A 17,022-nucleotide genomic window follows, 5' to 3' on the forward strand; every position below is an offset into this window, starting at 1 on the left:
GATGCCTTACACGGAGGTGCCCGGCGCAAGGGTTCCCATCCGGATGTGGGCCGACCCGGCGTCGGTCGAGGACGCCGCCATGCGGCAGCTCCGCAACGTCTCGGCCCTTCCGTGGACCGAGGGCCTGGCCGTCATGCCCGACGTGCATTACGGCAAGGGCGCCACGGTCGGCTCGGTGATCGCGATGAGGGGCGCAGTCTCCCCGGCGGCCGTCGGCGTCGACATCGGCTGCGGCATGTCCGCCGTGAAGACCTCGCTCACCGCGAGCGACCTCCCCGGCGATCTCTCCAGGCTCCGCTCGAAGATCGAGCAGGCCATTCCCGTCGGACGCGGAATGCACGACGAGCCGGTCGACCCGGGCAGCCTGCACGGCTATCCCACGGCGGGCTGGTCCGACTTCTGGGCGCGGTTCGACGGTGTGGCCGAAACGGTCAGATTCCGTCAGGAGCGTGCCAGAAAGCAGATGGGCACGCTCGGAGGTGGAAACCACTTCGTCGAAGTGTGTACGGATACCGAAGGCTCGGTGTGGCTGATGCTGCACTCCGGTTCGCGCAACATCGGCAAGGAACTGGCCGACCACCACATCGGCGTGGCGCAGAAGCTGCCGCACAACCAGGACCTCGACGACCGCGATCTGGCCGTCTTCGTAGCTGACACCCCGCAGATGGCCGCCTACCGGCACGACCTCTTCTGGGCGCAGGAGTACGCGAAGCACAACCGCGCCGTGATGATGGGGCTGTTGACGGACGTCGTGCGCAAGGAGTTCAAGAAGGCCAAGCCGCGCTTCGAACCGGTCATCTCGTGCCACCACAACTATGTGGCGGAGGAGCAGTACGAGGGCGTCGAGTTGCTGGTGACGCGGAAGGGCGCGATCCGCGCGGGTGCGGGCGACTACGGGATCATCCCCGGCTCCATGGGCACGGGTTCGTACATCGTGCGGGGGCTGGGCAACCGGGCGTCCTTCCACTCGGCCTCGCACGGCGCGGGCCGGAGGATGAGCCGGAACGCCGCGCGCAAGCGGTTCTCCGCGAGGGACCTGGAGGAGCAGACGCGGGGCGTGGAGTGCCGTAAGGACTCGGGGGTCGTGGACGAGATCCCCGGGGCCTACAAGCCGATCGAGCAGGTCATCGACCAGCAGCGGGACCTCGTCGAGGTCGTGGCGAAGCTGAAGCAGGTCGTCTGCGTGAAGGGCTGACGGCGGCCGCCGCAGACCGGGGCAGGGGGTGTGCCCCGCCCGGTGTGCGGCGGCCGACTGCCGTGGTGGGGTGCGGTGACGCGTACGCCCGGCGCCCCGGCGCCCCGGCACCCGGTGGTCAACGCTCGCGGTGGATCTTGGTGTTGGACGCTTGTGCGCGCGGGCGTACGACGAGCAGGTCCACGTTGACATGCGGGGGCCGGGTCGCGGCCCAGGTGACGGTGTCCGCGACGTCCTCGGCCGTCAGCGGCTCGGCGACGCCCTCGTAGACCTTCGCGGCACGCTCGGCGTCGCCACGGAAGCGCGTGAGCGCGAACTCGTCGGTCTTCACCAGGCCGGGCGCGATCTCGACGACGCGTACGGGCTCCCCGCACAGCTCCAGCCGCAGCGTCTCGGCGAGCACATGGGCGCCGTGCTTGGCGGCGACATAGCCGCCTCCGCCCTCGTAGGTGGCGTGCCCCGCGGTGGAGGAGACGACGAGGACCGTGCCCTCGCCGGAGGGGGAGCGGGTGAGCTTCGGCAGCAGGGCCTGGGTGAGATGCAGAACGCCGAGGACGTTGGTCTCGTACATGCGGCGCCAGTCGGCGGGGTCCGCGGTGGCGACCGGATCGGCGCCGAGGGCGCCTCCCGCGTTGTTGACGAGGAGGTCGCAGCGGTCCAGGCCCGCCGCGAAGGCGTCGACGGCGGCGCGGTCCGTGACGTCGAGGGTGTGGGCGACCGCGCGACGGCCCTCGGCGGCCAACTCCCCGGCCAGAGCGTGGATACGGTCCCGTCGGCGCGCGGCGAGCACGACGTCGTATCCGGCCGCGGCGAGCCGGCGGGCGGTGGCGGCGCCGATGCCGCTGCTGGCGCCGCTGATGACTGCGGTGCGGTTGCTCATGGCCGAAAGGCTACGTCGTGGGACGGAGCGGTGCCTCCGCCCCCGTCGCGGGGAGGCGACTGCGAACTCCGCACCCGCTGCTTGGGACTTGGGACCTCGGGGCTTGTGGTGGTGAACGCCGGTCGTGGCAGAGGCCGTGGTCAGTGGCCGCGCGGCGCGTAGATCAGGACGGCGACCCCGGCGAGGCAGATCGGGGCGCCGGTCACGTCCCAGCGGTCGGGTCGGAAGCCGTCCACCGCCATTCCCCTGGGGGCACCTCCCGGCCGAAGGTCGGGGAGAGGGAGCCCGCTACGGAGACGCCTCCGTACGCGGCCAGTACGCGGCCGAAGTGGGCGTCGGGCTGGAGCGTGGCGACGAAGCCGTAGACGCCCAGGGCGATCACGCCCGCACCGATCCGGACCCAGCCGCGATGCTCGCGTACTCCCTGCCAGACGAGCCACGCGCCGCCGATCTCCAGCAGCGCCGCGAGGGCGAACAGGGCGACGGAGCGGGCGACGAGCAGGGCGGCAGACTACGGGAGGACGAGTACGGCACGGCGGTGTGTGCGAGCGCGGCGGCGGAGCGAGCGCGGCGGCGGAACGGCCCGGCGGCGTGCGGACGTCCGCGCGCCTGCCTCAGGGGGCGGGGGGACCCGGCGGAGGCGCCCCCGCGTCAACGGGGCACGTCCTCCGGCCAGTTCACCCCCGCCCGTTCATAGGCGCCGATCACCCCGCCTGTTCATCCCGCCGGTTCACTCCGGCCTCAGCGCGTCGCCCTCAGCGCGTCCGCCGTCTCCCGCACGGCCGGAGAGCCCGTCCACTGTGCCAGCGCCTGCCGCATTCCCTGTGGATCGGGCCTGTCGCTCGCCCAGGCGATATAGCCGTCGGGCCGCACCAGCAGGGTCCTTCGGCCCGTCGCCGACGAACGGACGTGAACCGTACGGTCGTCGGCCTCCACGCCCGTGTTCGGCGGCGGTGCGTCCGGCGGCGAGACGAGCACGAACGAGCCCGTGCGCAGCGCCTCGTAGAGACGGCCGCCGGAGGCGAGCGGCAGATCGGGCGCCCGCCTTGCGGTGAGCGGATGGGAGCCACGCGGCGCTCGGTAGGAGATGCCGACTCCGGAGACCATCCGTACCGCCCGGCGGGCCAACGGACTCACGCGGCCGAGGAGTTGGGCACCGGTCGAACGCAGCGTGCGGCCCGCGGCGGAACGGGTGAGCGCGAGCCGGATGATCGCGCCGCTGGCACGCAGCACGAGGGTGCCCACCGGGTGCCGCTCGCCTTCGTACGTATCCAGCAGGGCGGCGGGCGAGTGGCCGCGCAGCACGGCCGAGAGCTTCCAGGAGAGGTTCGCCGCGTCCTGGAGGCCGGTGTTCATGCCCATTCCGCCCGCGGGGGAGTGGACGTGTGCGGCGTCGCCCGCGAGGAAGACCCGGTCGACACGGTAGTGCGGCGCCTGGCGTTCGTCGCTGTGGAAGCGGGAGATCCAGCGGGGGTCGTGCATTCCGTAGTCGTAGCCGAGCGCCGACACGGCCAGCTCCCTGACCTCCTCGAGGCCGGGGGTCTCGCTGTCGGGGAGCTGGCGGTGGCGGTTCCAGCCCGCCACCCGGTAAAAGCCGTCCCCGAAGCCCGCGATGAGGGCGAACCCGTCCTCCGACGCGTCGATGAGGAATGGGTTGGACGGCGGATCGGTCAGCCGGACGTCGGCCAGCACGATCGAACGGATCACGGACTTGCCGGGGAAGGGCAGGCCGAGCAGTTCGCGCACGGTGCTGTGCACGCCGTCCGCGCCGACGACATACGAGGCGCGAAGTGAACGGACGGGCGCGGACGGGGACTTGGTCCCGGCCCCGGTCCCGGCCCCGGACTCGGGCGCCCCGGACTCGGACCCCGCTGCGGCATCCGCTGCGGCGTCCGCTGCGGCGTCCGCCCGCGCCGCCGCGAGTTCCACGACGACTTCCGTGTCGTCCTGGTGCAGTCCGACGACCTCCGTGCCGTGGTGGAAGACCACCCCTGCCTTGCGGGCGCGCCGCTCCAGCAGCCGTTCCACCTCGAACTGGCCGGTGACCAGTACGTACGGGAAGCGGCTCGGCAGCAGTGACGGCTTGAGGACGCCGACTCCGAAGAGGCTGAGCGACTCCATCCGCGAGCCGGTGCCGATCAGTTCGTCGGCGAGTCCGCGGGCGTCGAGCTGTTCCAGCGTGCGTGCGTGGACGACGAGGGCACGCGTCAGATTGCTGATCCCCTCCTCGCGCCGCTCGACGAGGGTGACCCGATGCCCGGCCTCGGCGAGGTCGCCGGCGGCCATCAGCCCCGTGGGCCCGGCACCCACGACGATCACGTCCGCGGCCTCCTCGGCCTGCGGGGTCCCCTTATGCGGACTGTCGCTGCGTGCCATGAGTCCTCCCCGATCGTGTGGGTGCCCGGCGGTTCGTTCGCGGGCGTCGGCCTGCGTTCGTCAACAACCGTTGGCACAACGGTAGATGGGGCTCTACGGCGATGTCAACGAGCGTTGGCCTACGGGTGTTGACCAATGCGAGCCGATCAACGAACGCCGATCAGCCGCGAAGAGCCGCCATGAGACACGAAGAGACGCCATGAGACACGACGTGAAGCGAAGAGACGCGATGCGAAACGAAGACGCGCGATGCGGCTCGATCAGGCCGTACCGCCGTAGAGCCTCAACGCCCCACGGAGGCACAGTCGTCGGAAGTGCGGGTGAGAGCCGGTCGCGCTCAGTCGTCCAGGCGGGCGCAGAACAGGTCCACCAGGCGGGCCTGGAACGCGCGCCCCTCCTCGCCGGGCTCCATGGAGATCGTCCCGCCGCCCCAGTCGACCGTGCCGACCATGTCCTGGTACTCGGAGTGCAGATGGTGAAGGATGCCGCTGACCCGCGCCCTCGGCAGGTCCAGCAGCTTGCACACGGGCTGCACATAGGGCTGCCAGCGGTTCGTGACCGCGCGGGACAGCAGGTCGCTCAGCTCGGCGCCGAGTCCCGTGACGTCCAGATAGGCGCGCAGCGGCAACGCCAGTGCCTCGGCGAGGAGTTCGGCCTGGCGCTCGGTGAGGCGCCAGTGTCCGCCCCGCTCCATCTCCTCGTACTCGGCCGGGGAGAGGCCCAGTCGCAGTGCCATGTCGAACGTCGAGACGCCACGGGCGAGGCGGTGCTGGTGCACGGTGCTTAGCGCCCCCATGAGGTCGCCGACGGAGCACCACAGCACACCGGCCAGCGCGGTCAACTCCCGCTCGCCGGGGCTCTGGTCGCCGGACTCCCAGCTCAGCACCGTGAGCGGGGTGACCTGCACGCCGTACGCGCTGAGCATCGTGGACGCGACGTCCTCTGCCCGCATGCCGAGGGCCTGGCGCGTGCTGCGCGCGGCCTCACGGTTGAACGCGGGCCTGCTGGGGTCGGATGACGTGTGCTGGGACAAACGGTCCACTTCTTCAGTCGTCTTCCTCACGGCGCGGCCACGGGCCCGGAGTCCGGAAGTCCTGCCAGGAGTCCGGAAGTTCAAAGGATGTCAAAGCGCTACGGCAGCGTCCAGGCCAGGATTCCCGACTGTGCATAGATCAACACGGAGAGGATCAGCAGCAGACCGAGGCTCCACTTGAGCGTGGCACGCAGCAGCTCCGACTCCTGACCTGCGCATCCGACGGCGGTGGCGGCGATGGTGAGGTTCTGAGGACTGATCATCTTGCCGACGACTCCTCCCGAGGTGTTACCGGCGACCAGCAGCGACGGATCGAGGCCGGCCCCCTGTGCGGCGGTGTGCTGGAGGCTGGCGAACAGTGCGTTGGACGAGGTGTCCGAGCCGGTCACCGCGGTGCCGAACCAGCCGAGCACCGGCGAGAGCAGCGCGAGCGCGCTCCCGCTCCCGGCTATCCAGGTGCCGATGGTGATGGTCTGCCCGGAGAGGTTCATGACGTAGGCGAGCGCGAGCACGGCCGCCACGGTCAGCAGCGCCGTACGCAGTTTCACCAGGGTGGCGCCCAACTCCCGGAAGGCGGACTGCGGTTCGATGCGCAGCACGAGAGCGGTGATCACGCCGGAGAGCAGCAGCAGCGTCCCGGGAGACGACAGCCAGGCGAGCTTGTAGACGGTGGAGTCCACCTGGTCGCCGGTGACCGTCAGCAGCTTCCCGTCCAGGCCCGGCCAGGGGATGGCGATGTCCGTACCGCCGAGGAACTCCTTCACCGGCGTCCACAGTTGGGCGGCGGAGAAGACCGCGATGACGATGATGTACGGGGCGAAGGCCGTCGTCAGGCGCCTGCCGTCGGTCGTGGGCCGTACGGGACCGGTCTCGGTGCCGCGCGGGCCGTGTGATCCGCGCGTCGGCCCGCCGCCTGATCCGCGTGCGGCCGGCGTGCGCTGTCCGCCCGTGCCCGATCCCCCGTCCTCGCCGAGGAGTTCGGCCCTCGCCTCCTCGCTGCCGCGTGGCCGCCAGAACCGCATGAAGACCACGGCCGCGACCAGGCTCGCCAGCGAGGTGATGATGTCGGTCAGCTCCACGGAGATGTAGTTGGAGCTGACGAACTGCACGACCGCGAAGGACACTCCGCACACCACCGCTACCGGCCATATCTGGCGCAGCCCGCGGAAGCCGTCGACCAGCAGCGTCAGCAGCAGCGGCACCACGAGGGCGAGCAGCGGCACCTGACGGCCCACATAGGCGCCGATCTCGGTGTACGGGATCTTGGTCAGCCCGCCCGCGGTGATGACGGGTATGCCCATGGCGCCGAAGGCGACGGGCGCGGTGTTGGCGACGAGCACCGTGACGGCCGCGCGGAACGGCGGGAAGCCCAGCGCGATGAGCATGATGCCGGTGATGGCGACGGGCGCCCCGAAGCCGGCGAGGGCCTCCAGCAGAGCGCCGAAGCAGAACGCCAGGACCACCGCCAGTACGCGCGGGTCGTCGCTGATGAGGCTCAGAGAGCGGCGCAGATCCTCGAACGTCCCGCTGACGACGGTCAGTTGGTACAGCCAGATGGCCGTCACCAGGATCCAGCCGATCGGGAAGAGGCCGAAGACGGCGCCCTCGCTCGCCGCGAGGGACGCCAGCTTCAGCGGCATCCCGTACACGTAGACGGCGATTCCCACCGCGACGGCGAGCGCGGTCAGTCCGGCCCAGTGGGCCTTGACCCGGGCCGCGCCCAGCAGCAGGAACAGGGTGAGCAGCGGCACCGTGGCCACGAGCGCCGACAGCGCGAGGCCGCCGGAGAGCGGAGAGAGTGCGGGCTGGTACAAGGGCATCCCCGGACGGATTTGGTCAGACCATGCACAGAAGCTGCCACACACTATGAAGAGCCCAACTCCCTGTCCAGAGAACGCACATGATGTGGTCAGACCAAAGCATGGGTGATTGGGTTACGCTCGCGTTCATCCGTGTCGTCCCGCGTCGGCACCACCTCGGACGAGCGGAACGACATCGGGGACTTGGGAGGGCTTCATGGCCGGGCCGGAGGACTGGGAACCCGTAGCCCGTTCACGTACATACGAGTTGGTGCTCACCCGGATCGAGCAGCTCATCCACGACGGCAGGCTCCGGGTGGGCGACCGGCTGCCGCCCGAACGGGAGTTGAGCGAACTGCTCGGTGTGAGCAGGGCGGCAGTCCGTGAGGCGCTTCGCGTGCTGGAGGCACAGGGGGCCCTGCGGCCACGGGTCGGCACGGGCCCGGACTCCGGGAACGTGATCGCGGCCATGCCCGGAGCGGGGCTCACCCAGTTCCTCCGGCTGCACATAGCGCTGGCGCACTTTCCGCTCGACGACGTGGTCGAGGCACGTGCCGTACTGGAACGTTCCAGCGCCCGGCTCGCTGCCGAGAGGGCGCGCAGCGAGGATCTCGCGCGTATGCGGGAGCAGTTGGACCGGATGGACGCCGAGAGCCTTCCCCGCGAGGTGTTCAACGACTGCGACACCGACTTCCACGTCGCGATCGCGGAGGCGGCGGGCAACCGCCTGGTGGCCGATCTGACCGTGTCCGTACGCAACGCGGTGCGGAAGACCCTGCTCACGGTCTTCAACCGCGTCGACGACTGGGAGCTGCTGGCGGCCCGGCTGCGTGCGGAGCACCACGAGATCTACGACGCCGTGGCGGCGGGGGAGGTCGACAGGGCGGGGGATGCCGTGGAGGCGCATATCCGTTCCGTGCACCGTGAGATCGTGCTGCCGTCGCTGTCGCCGGTGCCCTGACCCGGGCGGACTCGGGTCAAATGGGGGCGAGATCGGGGAAGTCGGGGGAGTCGGGGTGCGTTTGCGCCCTATGGGACCCGGGGTCGCGGCTGGTCGTTCGTTGGGCCCACCGCGGTCCGATGCCCCCGTGATCTGGAACCCTGGTCCGCCAACGAGTGTTGGCCTACAGTCGTTGGCATGAACGACGAAGTGAAGGCACGTACGGCTGCCCCCTCCGGCGCCGTGGCCGCTGACGCCCCGGCTGCTGAAGCGTCGGCCGGGCTCGCGGCCACGGGGGGCGCGGGGCGCGCGGGGGCCGCGGGGCGCGAACGTGCCCCGCGCCGCTCGGACTCGACGCGTGCCGCGATCCTGCGCGCCGCACGCGAACGCTTCGCCGCAGACGGATACGAGCGGGCGACGATCCGGGCGATAGCGCGCGACGCCGCCATCGACCCGTCGATGGTGATGCGTTACTACGGCAACAAGGAGGGGCTCTTCGCCGCCGCCTCCGAAATCGACCTGCGCCTCCCGGACTTGACCGGCGTCCCCGCCGAAGAGACCGGCACCCGGCTCGTACGGCACTTCCTGCACCGCTGGGAGGGCGACGAGACGCTGAACGCCATGCTGCGCGTCGGCGTCACGAATCCCGCCGGCGCGGAGCGCGTTCACTCCGTCTTCCGCGACCAGGTGGCCCCGGCCGTCGCCGCCGTGTGCCCGGACCCCGCACAAGTGCCTCAGCGCGCGGCCCTGTTGGCGTCGCAGATCCTCGGCATGGCCGTCAGCCGGTACGTACTGAAGCTGCCGCCCTCGGTCGCGCTGACGCACGAGGAGATCGTGAGCTGGCTGGGACCGACGGTGCAGCGCTACCTCACGGCGGAGGGCCCGTAGCCGGGGAAGCCGAGAAGACGGCGGGGACTCGGAGTACGGCGAAGACCGGCAGATCCGGGGAAACTTACGAAGCCGGCGCAACCGCGGCAGAGCGGGCCATCGGGGAACCACCCGACGGGAAGCGGACCGTCAGGGCCACACCAGGCAGTACGGCTGGTGGCCCGCCATGTGCAGACGGTCGGAGAAGTCCTGCCATTCGTGGAGGAGTTGGTACACGTTGAACGCGTCCTGCGGGCCCGCACGGTCGGGCACCGTGGACCAGATGAAGGCCGCAGCGCCGACCGACTCCTCGCCGATGCCTCGCAGCGGGTCGACGACCGTCATCGGCAGCTTGACGACCGCGTAGTCCGGGTGCAGCACCACGAGTTCGAGCGGCGGGACCCGGTGCAGAGGTATGCCCTCGATGCCCGTGAGGACCATCGCAGCCATCGTCTCCGGCTTGATCTTGGTGAACATGCCGTGGCCCAGCTCGTCGCCGCCGAGCTCCTCGGGGCGCATCGAGACCGGGACCCGCGCCGCCGTCGCGCCGTCCGGTGCGCCGAAGTACTTGTAGGTCACCCCCACTCGGCCGCCACCCCTGCTGCTCCCTGTGTCTCTCTCCGCCGCGTTTCTGCGATGACGGCCCCGTGCGCGCTCCGGACCGAGGTCCCCGGTACCCTCTCCCAGTCCACCACCGCGCTGCATGTCACCACCCGACCACTCGCGGCCACCGCCGCGCAACCCGATCATCGTGTCAGAGACCTCCCCGTCCTGCGGTCCGTGAAACGCCCCGCAGCGCGCGGGTAATCCCCGTGTTACCGCGCCGGTACCTCACCGGTCCCCTGCGTCTCGCATACCCACCTGTGGGAAGACGACGCAGGGCTCCCGGCGACGCTCTGACACCATGGCCCTGTGACTTACTCGTACGAGGCCCCAGTATCGCAGTCGCTCTTCGACCGTGCCGCCGCCGTGACACCTGGAGGCGTGAATTCTCCGGTCCGGGCGTTCCAAGCAGTGGGCGGTACGCCCCGGTTCATGGTGTCCGGTGCCGGTCCGTACCTCATGGACGCCGACGGACGTGAGTACGTGGACCTCGTCTGCTCATGGGGGCCGATGATCCTGGGCCACTCCCACCCCGAGGTGATCGCGGCCGTACAGGCGGCGGTCAGTCGCGGCACGTCCTTCGGTACGCCCGGCGAGGACGAAGTCGCCCTCGCCGAGGAGATCGTGGACCGTATCGCCCCGGTCGAGCGGGTACGTCTGGTCTCCTCCGGCACGGAGGCGACGATGTCCGCGATCCGGCTGGCGCGGGGATTCACCGGGCGCGCCAAGGTCGTGAAGTTCGCGGGGTGTTACCACGGTCACGTGGACTCGCTGCTGGCGTCGGCGGGTTCGGGCGTCGCCACCTTCGGGCTGCCGGGCACCCCCGGGGTCACCGAGTCGCAGGCGGCGGAGACGATCGTGCTGCCGTACAACGATCTCGACGCGGTGCGCGCCGCGTTCGCCGCGCACCCGGACGAGATCGCCTGCCTGATCACCGAGGCGTCCCCCGGCAACATGGGCATCGTCCCGCCGCAGCCGGGATTCAACGAGCAGTTGAAGGAGATCTGCCGTTCGCACGGTGCGCTGTTCGTCTCGGACGAGGTGATGACCGGCTTCCGCGTCAGCAGGCAGGGGTGGTACGGGATCGATCAAGTCGTCCCTGATCTGATGACGTTCGGCAAGGTGATGGGCGGCGGCTTCCCCGCGGCGGCCTTCGGCGGACGAGCCGACGTGATGGCGCGGCTCGCCCCCGAGGGGCCCGTCTACCAGGCCGGGACCCTCTCCGGGAATCCCGTCGCCACGGCCGCCGGCCTCGCCCAGTTGAGGCTGCTGGACGATGCGGCGTACGCGGCGGTCGACTCGGCGTCCGTGCAGTTGCGCGGCGCCGTCACGGAGGCGCTGAGCAAGGCAGGCGTGGCTCATCGGCTCCAGGCCGCGGGCAACATGTTCTCCGTGTTCTTCACCGACGAGCCCGTGACCGACTACGAGGGCGCCAAGGCACAGGAGACGTTCCGCTTCACGGCGTTCTTCCACTCGATGCTGGAGCAGGGCGTCTATCTGCCGCCGTCCGCCTTCGAGTCGTGGTTCGTATCCACCGCGCACGACGACGGTGCGCTGGACCGGGTCGTGGAGGCGCTGCCCGCCGCGGCCAGGGCCGCCGCGGAGGCGACGGCATGAGCGCCGAAGACCGAAGTGACCGCAGAGGCACGGGCCGTGGCGCCGCGGATCGCGCGAGTACGGGCCGCGGGGGCGGAGGCGGCGCTCACGGCCGTGAGCGCCGGGACAGCTTGGAGATCCCGGCCGACGGCGAGAGCCGTACCGTCACCGTCGTACATGTGATGCGTCACGGCGAGGTCGAGAACCCCGGCGGCGTGCTGTACGGGCGGCTGCCCGGATACCACCTCTCCGAGCTGGGGCGCCGCATGGCCGACCGGGTCGCCGAGCATCTCGCCGAGCGTGACATCGCCCACGTCGTGGCCTCGCCGCTGGAGCGTGCGCAGGAGACGGCCGCGCCCATCGCCAAGTCGCACGGCCTGGACGTCGCCTGTGACGAGGGCCTGATCGAGGCCGACAACGTATTCCAGGGCAAAACGGTCGGCGTGGGGGACGGCGCCCTGCGCAGACCCGCGAACTGGCGCCACCTCTTCAACCCCTTCCGGCCCTCCTGGGGCGAGTCGTACATGCACCAGGTGCTGCGGATGCGGGCCGCGCTCGACGCGGCCAGGGACGCGGCACGGGGGCGCGAGGCGGTCTGCGTCTCGCACCAGCTTCCGATCTGGACGCTGCGCAGCTTCGTCGAGCGCCGCCGCCTGTGGCACGACCCGAGGCGCCGGCAGTGCACGCTCGCATCGCTGACGACCTTCACCTTCCACGGGGACAAGATCGTCTCCGTCGGCTATACGGAACCCGCTCGCGATCTCGTGCCCCCGCATCTGCGCGCGGGCGCCAGGCGCACCAAGGGCGGCGGCGGGCGCGGGGCTTGAGCCCCGGGGGCCGGAGTCCGGCGGAGGGTGAGCCCGTGCGGCGCCGTTCGGAAGCGGCGCGTCCACCGGGTTCGCAAGCCCTGCCCCCACCGGGTTCGCGAGCCCAGCGCCCTCCGGCTCCCCGTCGCTGCGGGCCTCGCGAGGGGCCCGGCCCCCGTAGAACCGGCGGCGGGCGCAAGTACGGACGGCCCGTACGACCTCGGACGGCCCGTGCGCAAGGGGCACAAGGGGGGCGTGGAAGATCGGCCACGGGTTCATGCGAAACTTTTCACATGAGTCAGACCCGCCCCCTCCGATACCGCCCCGCACTGCTGCTCGCGATGCTCGCGGCCGGTGCGTCGGTGCTGACCGGGTGCGGCGGCGAGGGTGACGCCGGATCGTCGTCGGGGGACACGAAGTTCGTCGAGGGCACCGGGAAGATCACCGAGGTGAAGCGCGGCGAGCGGCAGCAGGCTCCGGACATTTCGGGCAAAGGCGTCGACGGCAAGCGGCTTGAACTCTCCGACTACAAGGGCAAGATCGTCGTCCTGAACGTCTGGGGCTCGTGGTGCGCGCCCTGCCGCGCCGAGGCACCGAATCTCGCCGAGGTCGCCAAGGACACCGAGGACGAGGGCGTCCGATTCGTCGGGATCAACACCCGTGATCTCGACCGTGCCAACGCCAAGGCGTTCGAGCGCAACTTCGGCATCGAGTACCCGAGCTTCTACGACCCCAGCGGGAAGCTCATCCTCCGCTTCCCGAAGGGCAGCCTGTCCCCGCAGGCCATCCCCTCCACGCTCATCCTCGACCGCGACGGGAAGATCGCCGTACGGGCGCTGAAGGAACTCGGCGAGAAGGAACTGCGCCATGCGCTGGACCCGTTGACGGCGGAGAAGTGACCACGGCATGAGCGTGCTCGCCGGCGTCACCGCCACCGCCACCGCTGTCACCGCAGCGGCCTCCGCGTCAGGTCCCGCCCTCGCGGCGGCCCCCTCGGAGGTCAACCACACGGTCCTCAGCGGCGCCCTGCTGCTGGCCGTGCCCGTGGCCGTGCTCGGCGGCCTCGTCTCCTTCTTCTCCCCCTGCGTACTGCCCCTGGTGCCCGGCTATCTCAGCTATGTCACCGGCGTCAGCGGTACGGATCTCGCACAGGCCAGGCGCGGCCGGATGTTCCTGGGCGCGGGCCTGTTCGTGCTGGGCTTCACCGCGGTGTTCGTCTCCGGCGGCGCCCTCTTCGGGGGCTTCGGCGCGACGCTCCAGGAGCACCGGGCGATCATCTCCAAGGTGCTGGGCGCGCTGACGATCCTGCTGGGGCTGGCGTTCATGGGCGCGCTCGGGCCGCTGTCCCGTCTCACCTCCCGCGAACTGCGCATCCAGCGGCGGCCGTCGGTGGGGCTGGCGGGAGCGCCCATGCTGGGCGTGCTGTTCGGCATCGGCTGGACACCGTGCATCGGGCCGACCCTGGCGGCAGTGCAGACCCTGGCGTTCAGCGAGGCCAGCGCCGGGCGCGGTGCGCTGCTGACCGTGGCGTACTGCCTCGGGCTCGGTGTCCCGTTCGTCGTCGCCGCCGTGGCCTTCCGGCGCACGCTGGGCGCCTTCGGCTGGGTGAAGCGGCACTATGCGTGGGTGATGCGGATCGGCGGCCTGATGCTCGTCGCCGTCGGCGTCCTCCTCGTCACCGGAGTCTGGGACCGGATCGTCTACGACCTCCAAGTCTGGTCGTCCGACTACACCGTGGGAATCTGATGCGTACGACGGACACCGAGACCGGCGCGGGTACGGGCGCGGACCCGAAAGCGGCGGACCCGAAAGCGGATGCCGCCGCCCCGGACAACGCCGCCGACAGTGCGTCCCCCGACAGCGCCCCGGCCGACGCCGCTTCGGACGAGGCGCGGCTGACGCGCGAGGCCGAGTCGCAGCTCTCGTCGCTCTCCACCGCACCCGGCGAGGAGAGGCTCAACGTCCCCTCCATCGGCCTCGTCGGCTGGCTCCGCTGGTTCTGGCGCCAGCTCACGTCGATGCGCGTCGCGCTGATCCTGCTCTTCCTGCTCTCCCTCGCGGCGATCCCCGGCTCGGTCGTCCCGCAGAAGGCCGTCGACAGCGTCAAGGTCGAGGAGTTCCAGAAGAAGCACGACGTACTCTCGCCCGTCTACGAGAAGTTGCAGCTCTTCGACGTCTACACGTCGGTGTGGTTCTCGGCGATCTACATCCTGCTCTTCGTCTCGCTGGCGGGTTGCATCGTGCCGCGCACCTGGCAGTTCGTCGGCCAGTTGCGCAGCAGGCCGCCCCGTGCGCCGCGACGCCTGGAGCGTATGCCCGCGTATACGACCTGGCGTACCGAGACGGACCCGGACGAGGTGCTCGGCCGCGCGGGACGACTGCTGGGCAGGCGCCGCTTCCGCGTCGACCGCGAGGGCGACGCGGTGGCCTCCGAGAAGGGCTATCTGCGCGAGGCGGGCAATCTGCTCTTCCACATCGCGCTGATCGTGCTGCTGCTGGCCTTCGCCGCCGGGCAGTTGTGGAAGTCCGACGGCGGCAAGCTGATCATCAAGGGCGACGGCTTCTCCAACACCCTCACCCAGTACGACGACTTCAAGTCCGGTTCGCTCTTCGACCCGGACGACCTGGACTCCTTCGGCTTCAGCCTCCGGGACTTCCACGCCAGCTACGAGGAGTCCGGACCGCAGAAGGGCACCGCACGCGACTTCCGCGCCGGCGTCTCGTACTGGCAGGGCCCGGGAGGCAAGGAGAAGCAGGGGTCGATCGAGGTCAACCACCCGCTGGAGGTGGGCGATTCCAAGGTCTTCCTCAACGGCAACGGCTATGCGCCCGTCATCTCCGTCAAGGACGGCAAGGGCCGCACCGCCTATCGGGGCCCCGTCGCCTTCCTCCCGCAGGACGGCAACCTCACCTCGTCCGGCGTGCTGAAGGTCACCGACTACCGCGACGCGAAGGGCCGCAAGGACCAACTGGGCTTCCAGGGCTTCTTCGTGCCGACCTTCGGCGGCTCGGGCGCGGGCACGATGTTCTCGCAGTCCCCCTCCCTGAAGTACCCGGTCCTCTTCCTCACCGCCTACCACGGCGACCTCGGCCTCGACTACGGCGCCGCGCAGAGCGTGTACCAGCTCGACACCAAGCGCATGAAGCAGTTCAAGAAGGACGACGGAAGCCCGCTGGCGAAGAAGATCCTTCCCGGCGAGACGATGGAACTGCCGGACGGCGGCGGTGAGTTGAAGTTCGAGGGCGTACGGCAGTGGGCGCAGTTCCAGATCGTGCACCAGGTCGGGGAGGGCTGGGCTCTCGGCGGCGCGCTGGCGGCGATCGGCGGGCTCGCCGGGTCGCTGTTCATCCAGCGGCGCCGCGTGTGGGTGCGCGCGGTCGCCGGGCCCGACGGGCTGACCGTCGTGGAGATGGCCGGGCTGGGGCGCAGCGAGTCGGCCAGACTCCCCGAGGAACTGGGCGACTTGGCGTATGCGCTCCAGGACGGGGCACCGCCCGCGGAGGACGCCGACCAGCAGGACGCTCACCAGGACGACGCCGATCGACCGCCGCCCGCCGACGCCGCAGACGCGGACTCAAAGGCCGACGCCGCAGACGCGGACGCAAAGGCCGACGCCGCAGACGCGGACGCACACTCCGACGCACACGCCGACGAGCCAGCCGACAACGACGAGGAGAGCGCCGAGACCTCGCCGCGAGGAGAACGCCAGTGAACATCGCCGCCGCCGGAACGAACGAGAATCTCGCCGAGATCAGCAACTATCTGATCTATTCGGCCATGGCCGTCTACACCCTGGCCTTCTTCGCGCACGTCGCCGAGTGGGTCTTCGGCAGCCGCAGCAAGGTCGCCCGCACGGCCGCCGCGCTGAGCCCGAAGGGCGAGCGGGACGAGCAGCCCGCCGCCTCCGCGCAGACCGAGTCGGTGAAGACGTCGTCCGCGAAGACGTCGTCCGCCGAGGCCGCGAACGCCAAGTCCGGCGCCGGGGCCGCCACTTCGGGCGGGGCCACGTCCGTACTGGAACGCCCCCGCCCCCGCGTCGTCGTCCGCTCCTCGGCAGGGCGCCGCGGCGAACTGCCCGACGGGCCCGGCGCCGCCGCCGGTGACGAACAGGGCGACCTCTACGGCCGGATCGCGGTCTCCCTCACCACGCTCGCGTTCCTGCTGCACGTCGCCGGGGTGCTCGCACGCTCGCTGTCGGTGCAGCGCGCCCCCTGGGGCAACATGTACGAGTTCTCGACGGCGCTCTCGATGGTCGCCGTCGGCGCATACCTCGGGTTCCTCGTCGCGAAGAAGAACGTCCGCTGGATCGGACTGCCGCTGGTCACATCGGTGCTGCTCGACCTCGGCCTCGCGGTGACGGTGCTCTACACCGAGAGCGACCAGCTCGTGCCCGCCCTGCACTCGTACTGGCTCTGGATCCACGTCTCGCTGGCGATCACCTGCGGCGCGCTGTTCTATCTGGGCTTCGTCTCGACGGCGCTCTACCTCTTCCGCGACCGCTACGAGACCAAGCTGCTGGCCGGCGGCACACCCGGCGGCTTCGCCACCTCGGTGCTGGAGCGTCTGCCGTCGTCCGCGTCGCTGGACAAGTTCGCGTACCGCATCAACGCGGCCGTGTTCCCCTTCTGGACCTTCACCATCGTCGCGGGCGCCATCTGGGCCGGTGACGCCTGGGGCCGCTACTGGGGCTGGGACCCCAAGGAGGTCTGGTCGTTCATCACCTGGGTCGCCTACGCCTGCTATCTGCACGCACGCGCGACCGCCGGCTGGAAGGGCCGCAAGGCCGCCTATCTGGCGCTGCTCGCCTTCGCGTGCTTCCTGTTCAACTACTACGGGGTCAACATCTTCTTCAACGGCAAGCACTCGTACGCGGGCGTCGGCTGAGGCCCGAGCAACGGCACGGGCCCGGGTATCGGCACGGGCCCG

Annotated in this window: 15 protein-coding genes and 1 pseudogene; 10 read left to right on the forward strand and 6 right to left on the reverse strand. The window is 70.6% G+C overall.

The window, feature by feature from the left end; genetic code table 11:
* The first annotated feature begins 1 nt into the window (after nucleotide 1).
* Nucleotides 2–1,195 (forward strand): RtcB family protein, encoded by a 1,194-nt coding sequence (locus tag MMA15_RS16340; RefSeq protein ID WP_241060589.1) that lies wholly within the window; start codon nucleotides 2–4, stop codon nucleotides 1,193–1,195.
* Nucleotides 1,196–1,313: 118 nt separating this feature from the next.
* Here the strand turns inward: MMA15_RS16340 and MMA15_RS16345 are convergent, their stop codons facing one another.
* Both MMA15_RS16345 and MMA15_RS16350 read right to left on the reverse strand, forming a co-directional pair.
* Entirely contained in the window at nucleotides 1,314–2,075 is a 762-nt protein-coding gene (locus MMA15_RS16345) for an SDR family NAD(P)-dependent oxidoreductase (RefSeq protein WP_241060591.1), read from the reverse strand.
* Nucleotides 2,076–2,215: 140 nt separating this feature from the next.
* Nucleotides 2,216–2,577, reverse strand: a pseudogene (locus tag MMA15_RS16350) (YnfA family protein).
* Here MMA15_RS16350 and MMA15_RS16355 point away from each other — a divergent pair.
* Entirely contained in the window at nucleotides 2,485–2,772 is a 288-nt protein-coding gene (locus MMA15_RS16355; RefSeq protein ID WP_241060592.1) for a hypothetical protein, read from the forward strand. The pseudogene MMA15_RS16350 and the gene MMA15_RS16355 overlap by 93 nt on opposite strands.
* Nucleotides 2,773–2,816: 44 nt before the next feature.
* Here MMA15_RS16355 and MMA15_RS16360 read toward each other — a convergent pair whose 3' ends face one another.
* The 3 genes from MMA15_RS16360 to MMA15_RS16370 all read right to left on the reverse strand — a co-directional run bounded on the left by MMA15_RS16360 (nucleotide 2,817) and on the right by MMA15_RS16370 (nucleotide 7,304).
* The gene (locus tag MMA15_RS16360; protein ID WP_241060593.1) at nucleotides 2,817–4,451 is read right to left on the reverse strand and encodes an FAD-dependent oxidoreductase; all 1,635 of its coding nucleotides are present in this window, start codon (nucleotides 4,449–4,451) and stop codon (nucleotides 2,817–2,819) included.
* Between the two features lie 337 nt (nucleotides 4,452–4,788).
* The gene (locus MMA15_RS16365) at nucleotides 4,789–5,484 is read right to left on the reverse strand and encodes a helix-turn-helix domain-containing protein (protein WP_241060595.1); all 696 of its coding nucleotides are present in this window, start codon (nucleotides 5,482–5,484) and stop codon (nucleotides 4,789–4,791) included.
* Nucleotides 5,485–5,582: 98 nt separating this feature from the next.
* On the reverse strand, nucleotides 5,583–7,304 hold the full coding sequence (locus MMA15_RS16370; protein WP_372498252.1) for an L-lactate permease: 1,722 nt from the start codon (nucleotides 7,302–7,304) through the stop codon (nucleotides 5,583–5,585).
* Between the two features lie 196 nt (nucleotides 7,305–7,500).
* Here MMA15_RS16370 and MMA15_RS16375 point away from each other — a divergent pair, with 196 nt between their 5' ends.
* Nucleotides 7,501–8,244, forward strand: coding sequence for a FadR/GntR family transcriptional regulator (locus tag MMA15_RS16375; protein ID WP_241060599.1), 744 nt, complete (start codon nucleotides 7,501–7,503; stop codon nucleotides 8,242–8,244).
* A 177-nt stretch (nucleotides 8,245–8,421) separates the two neighbouring features.
* Nucleotides 8,422–9,111: a TetR/AcrR family transcriptional regulator gene (locus tag MMA15_RS16380; protein ID WP_241060600.1), complete on the forward strand. Its 690-nt coding sequence runs from the start codon at nucleotides 8,422–8,424 to the stop codon at nucleotides 9,109–9,111.
* A gap of 129 nt (nucleotides 9,112–9,240) precedes the next feature.
* On the opposite strand, the gene MMA15_RS16385 is transcribed toward MMA15_RS16380, so the two are convergent.
* Entirely contained in the window at nucleotides 9,241–9,795 is a 555-nt protein-coding gene (locus MMA15_RS16385; RefSeq protein WP_241063231.1) for a hypothetical protein, read from the reverse strand.
* A 207-nt stretch (nucleotides 9,796–10,002) separates the two neighbouring features.
* Here MMA15_RS16385 and hemL point away from each other — a divergent pair, with 207 nt between their 5' ends.
* The 6 genes from hemL to ccsB all read left to right on the forward strand — a co-directional run bounded on the left by hemL (nucleotide 10,003) and on the right by ccsB (nucleotide 16,980).
* On the forward strand, nucleotides 10,003–11,310 hold the full coding sequence (gene hemL, locus MMA15_RS16390) for a glutamate-1-semialdehyde 2,1-aminomutase (RefSeq protein ID WP_241060602.1): 1,308 nt from the start codon (nucleotides 10,003–10,005) through the stop codon (nucleotides 11,308–11,310).
* A 161-nt stretch (nucleotides 11,311–11,471) separates the two neighbouring features.
* Complete coding sequence (locus MMA15_RS16395) at nucleotides 11,472–12,116, forward strand: histidine phosphatase family protein (protein ID WP_241063232.1); 645 nt, start codon at nucleotides 11,472–11,474, stop codon at nucleotides 12,114–12,116.
* A 272-nt stretch (nucleotides 12,117–12,388) separates the two neighbouring features.
* Nucleotides 12,389–12,994, forward strand: coding sequence for a TlpA family protein disulfide reductase (locus tag MMA15_RS16400; protein WP_241060604.1), 606 nt, complete (start codon nucleotides 12,389–12,391; stop codon nucleotides 12,992–12,994).
* Between the two features lie 7 nt (nucleotides 12,995–13,001).
* Nucleotides 13,002–13,841, forward strand: a complete 840-nt coding sequence (locus MMA15_RS16405; RefSeq protein WP_241060606.1) for a cytochrome c biogenesis CcdA family protein — start codon at nucleotides 13,002–13,004, stop codon at nucleotides 13,839–13,841.
* Nucleotides 13,841–15,808: a cytochrome c biogenesis protein ResB gene (resB, locus tag MMA15_RS16410; RefSeq protein ID WP_241060607.1), complete on the forward strand. Its 1,968-nt coding sequence runs from the start codon at nucleotides 13,841–13,843 to the stop codon at nucleotides 15,806–15,808. Before MMA15_RS16405 ends, resB begins: the two co-directional genes overlap by 1 nt.
* Nucleotides 15,805–16,980, forward strand: coding sequence for a c-type cytochrome biogenesis protein CcsB (gene ccsB, locus MMA15_RS16415; RefSeq protein ID WP_241060609.1), 1,176 nt, complete (start codon nucleotides 15,805–15,807; stop codon nucleotides 16,978–16,980). Before resB ends, ccsB begins: the two co-directional genes overlap by 4 nt.
* The last annotated feature ends 42 nt before the right edge of the window (nucleotides 16,981–17,022 follow it).

The sequence above is a fragment of the Streptomyces marispadix genome, assembly GCF_022524345.1.
Lineage (GTDB): Bacteria > Actinomycetota > Actinomycetes > Streptomycetales > Streptomycetaceae > Streptomyces > Streptomyces marispadix.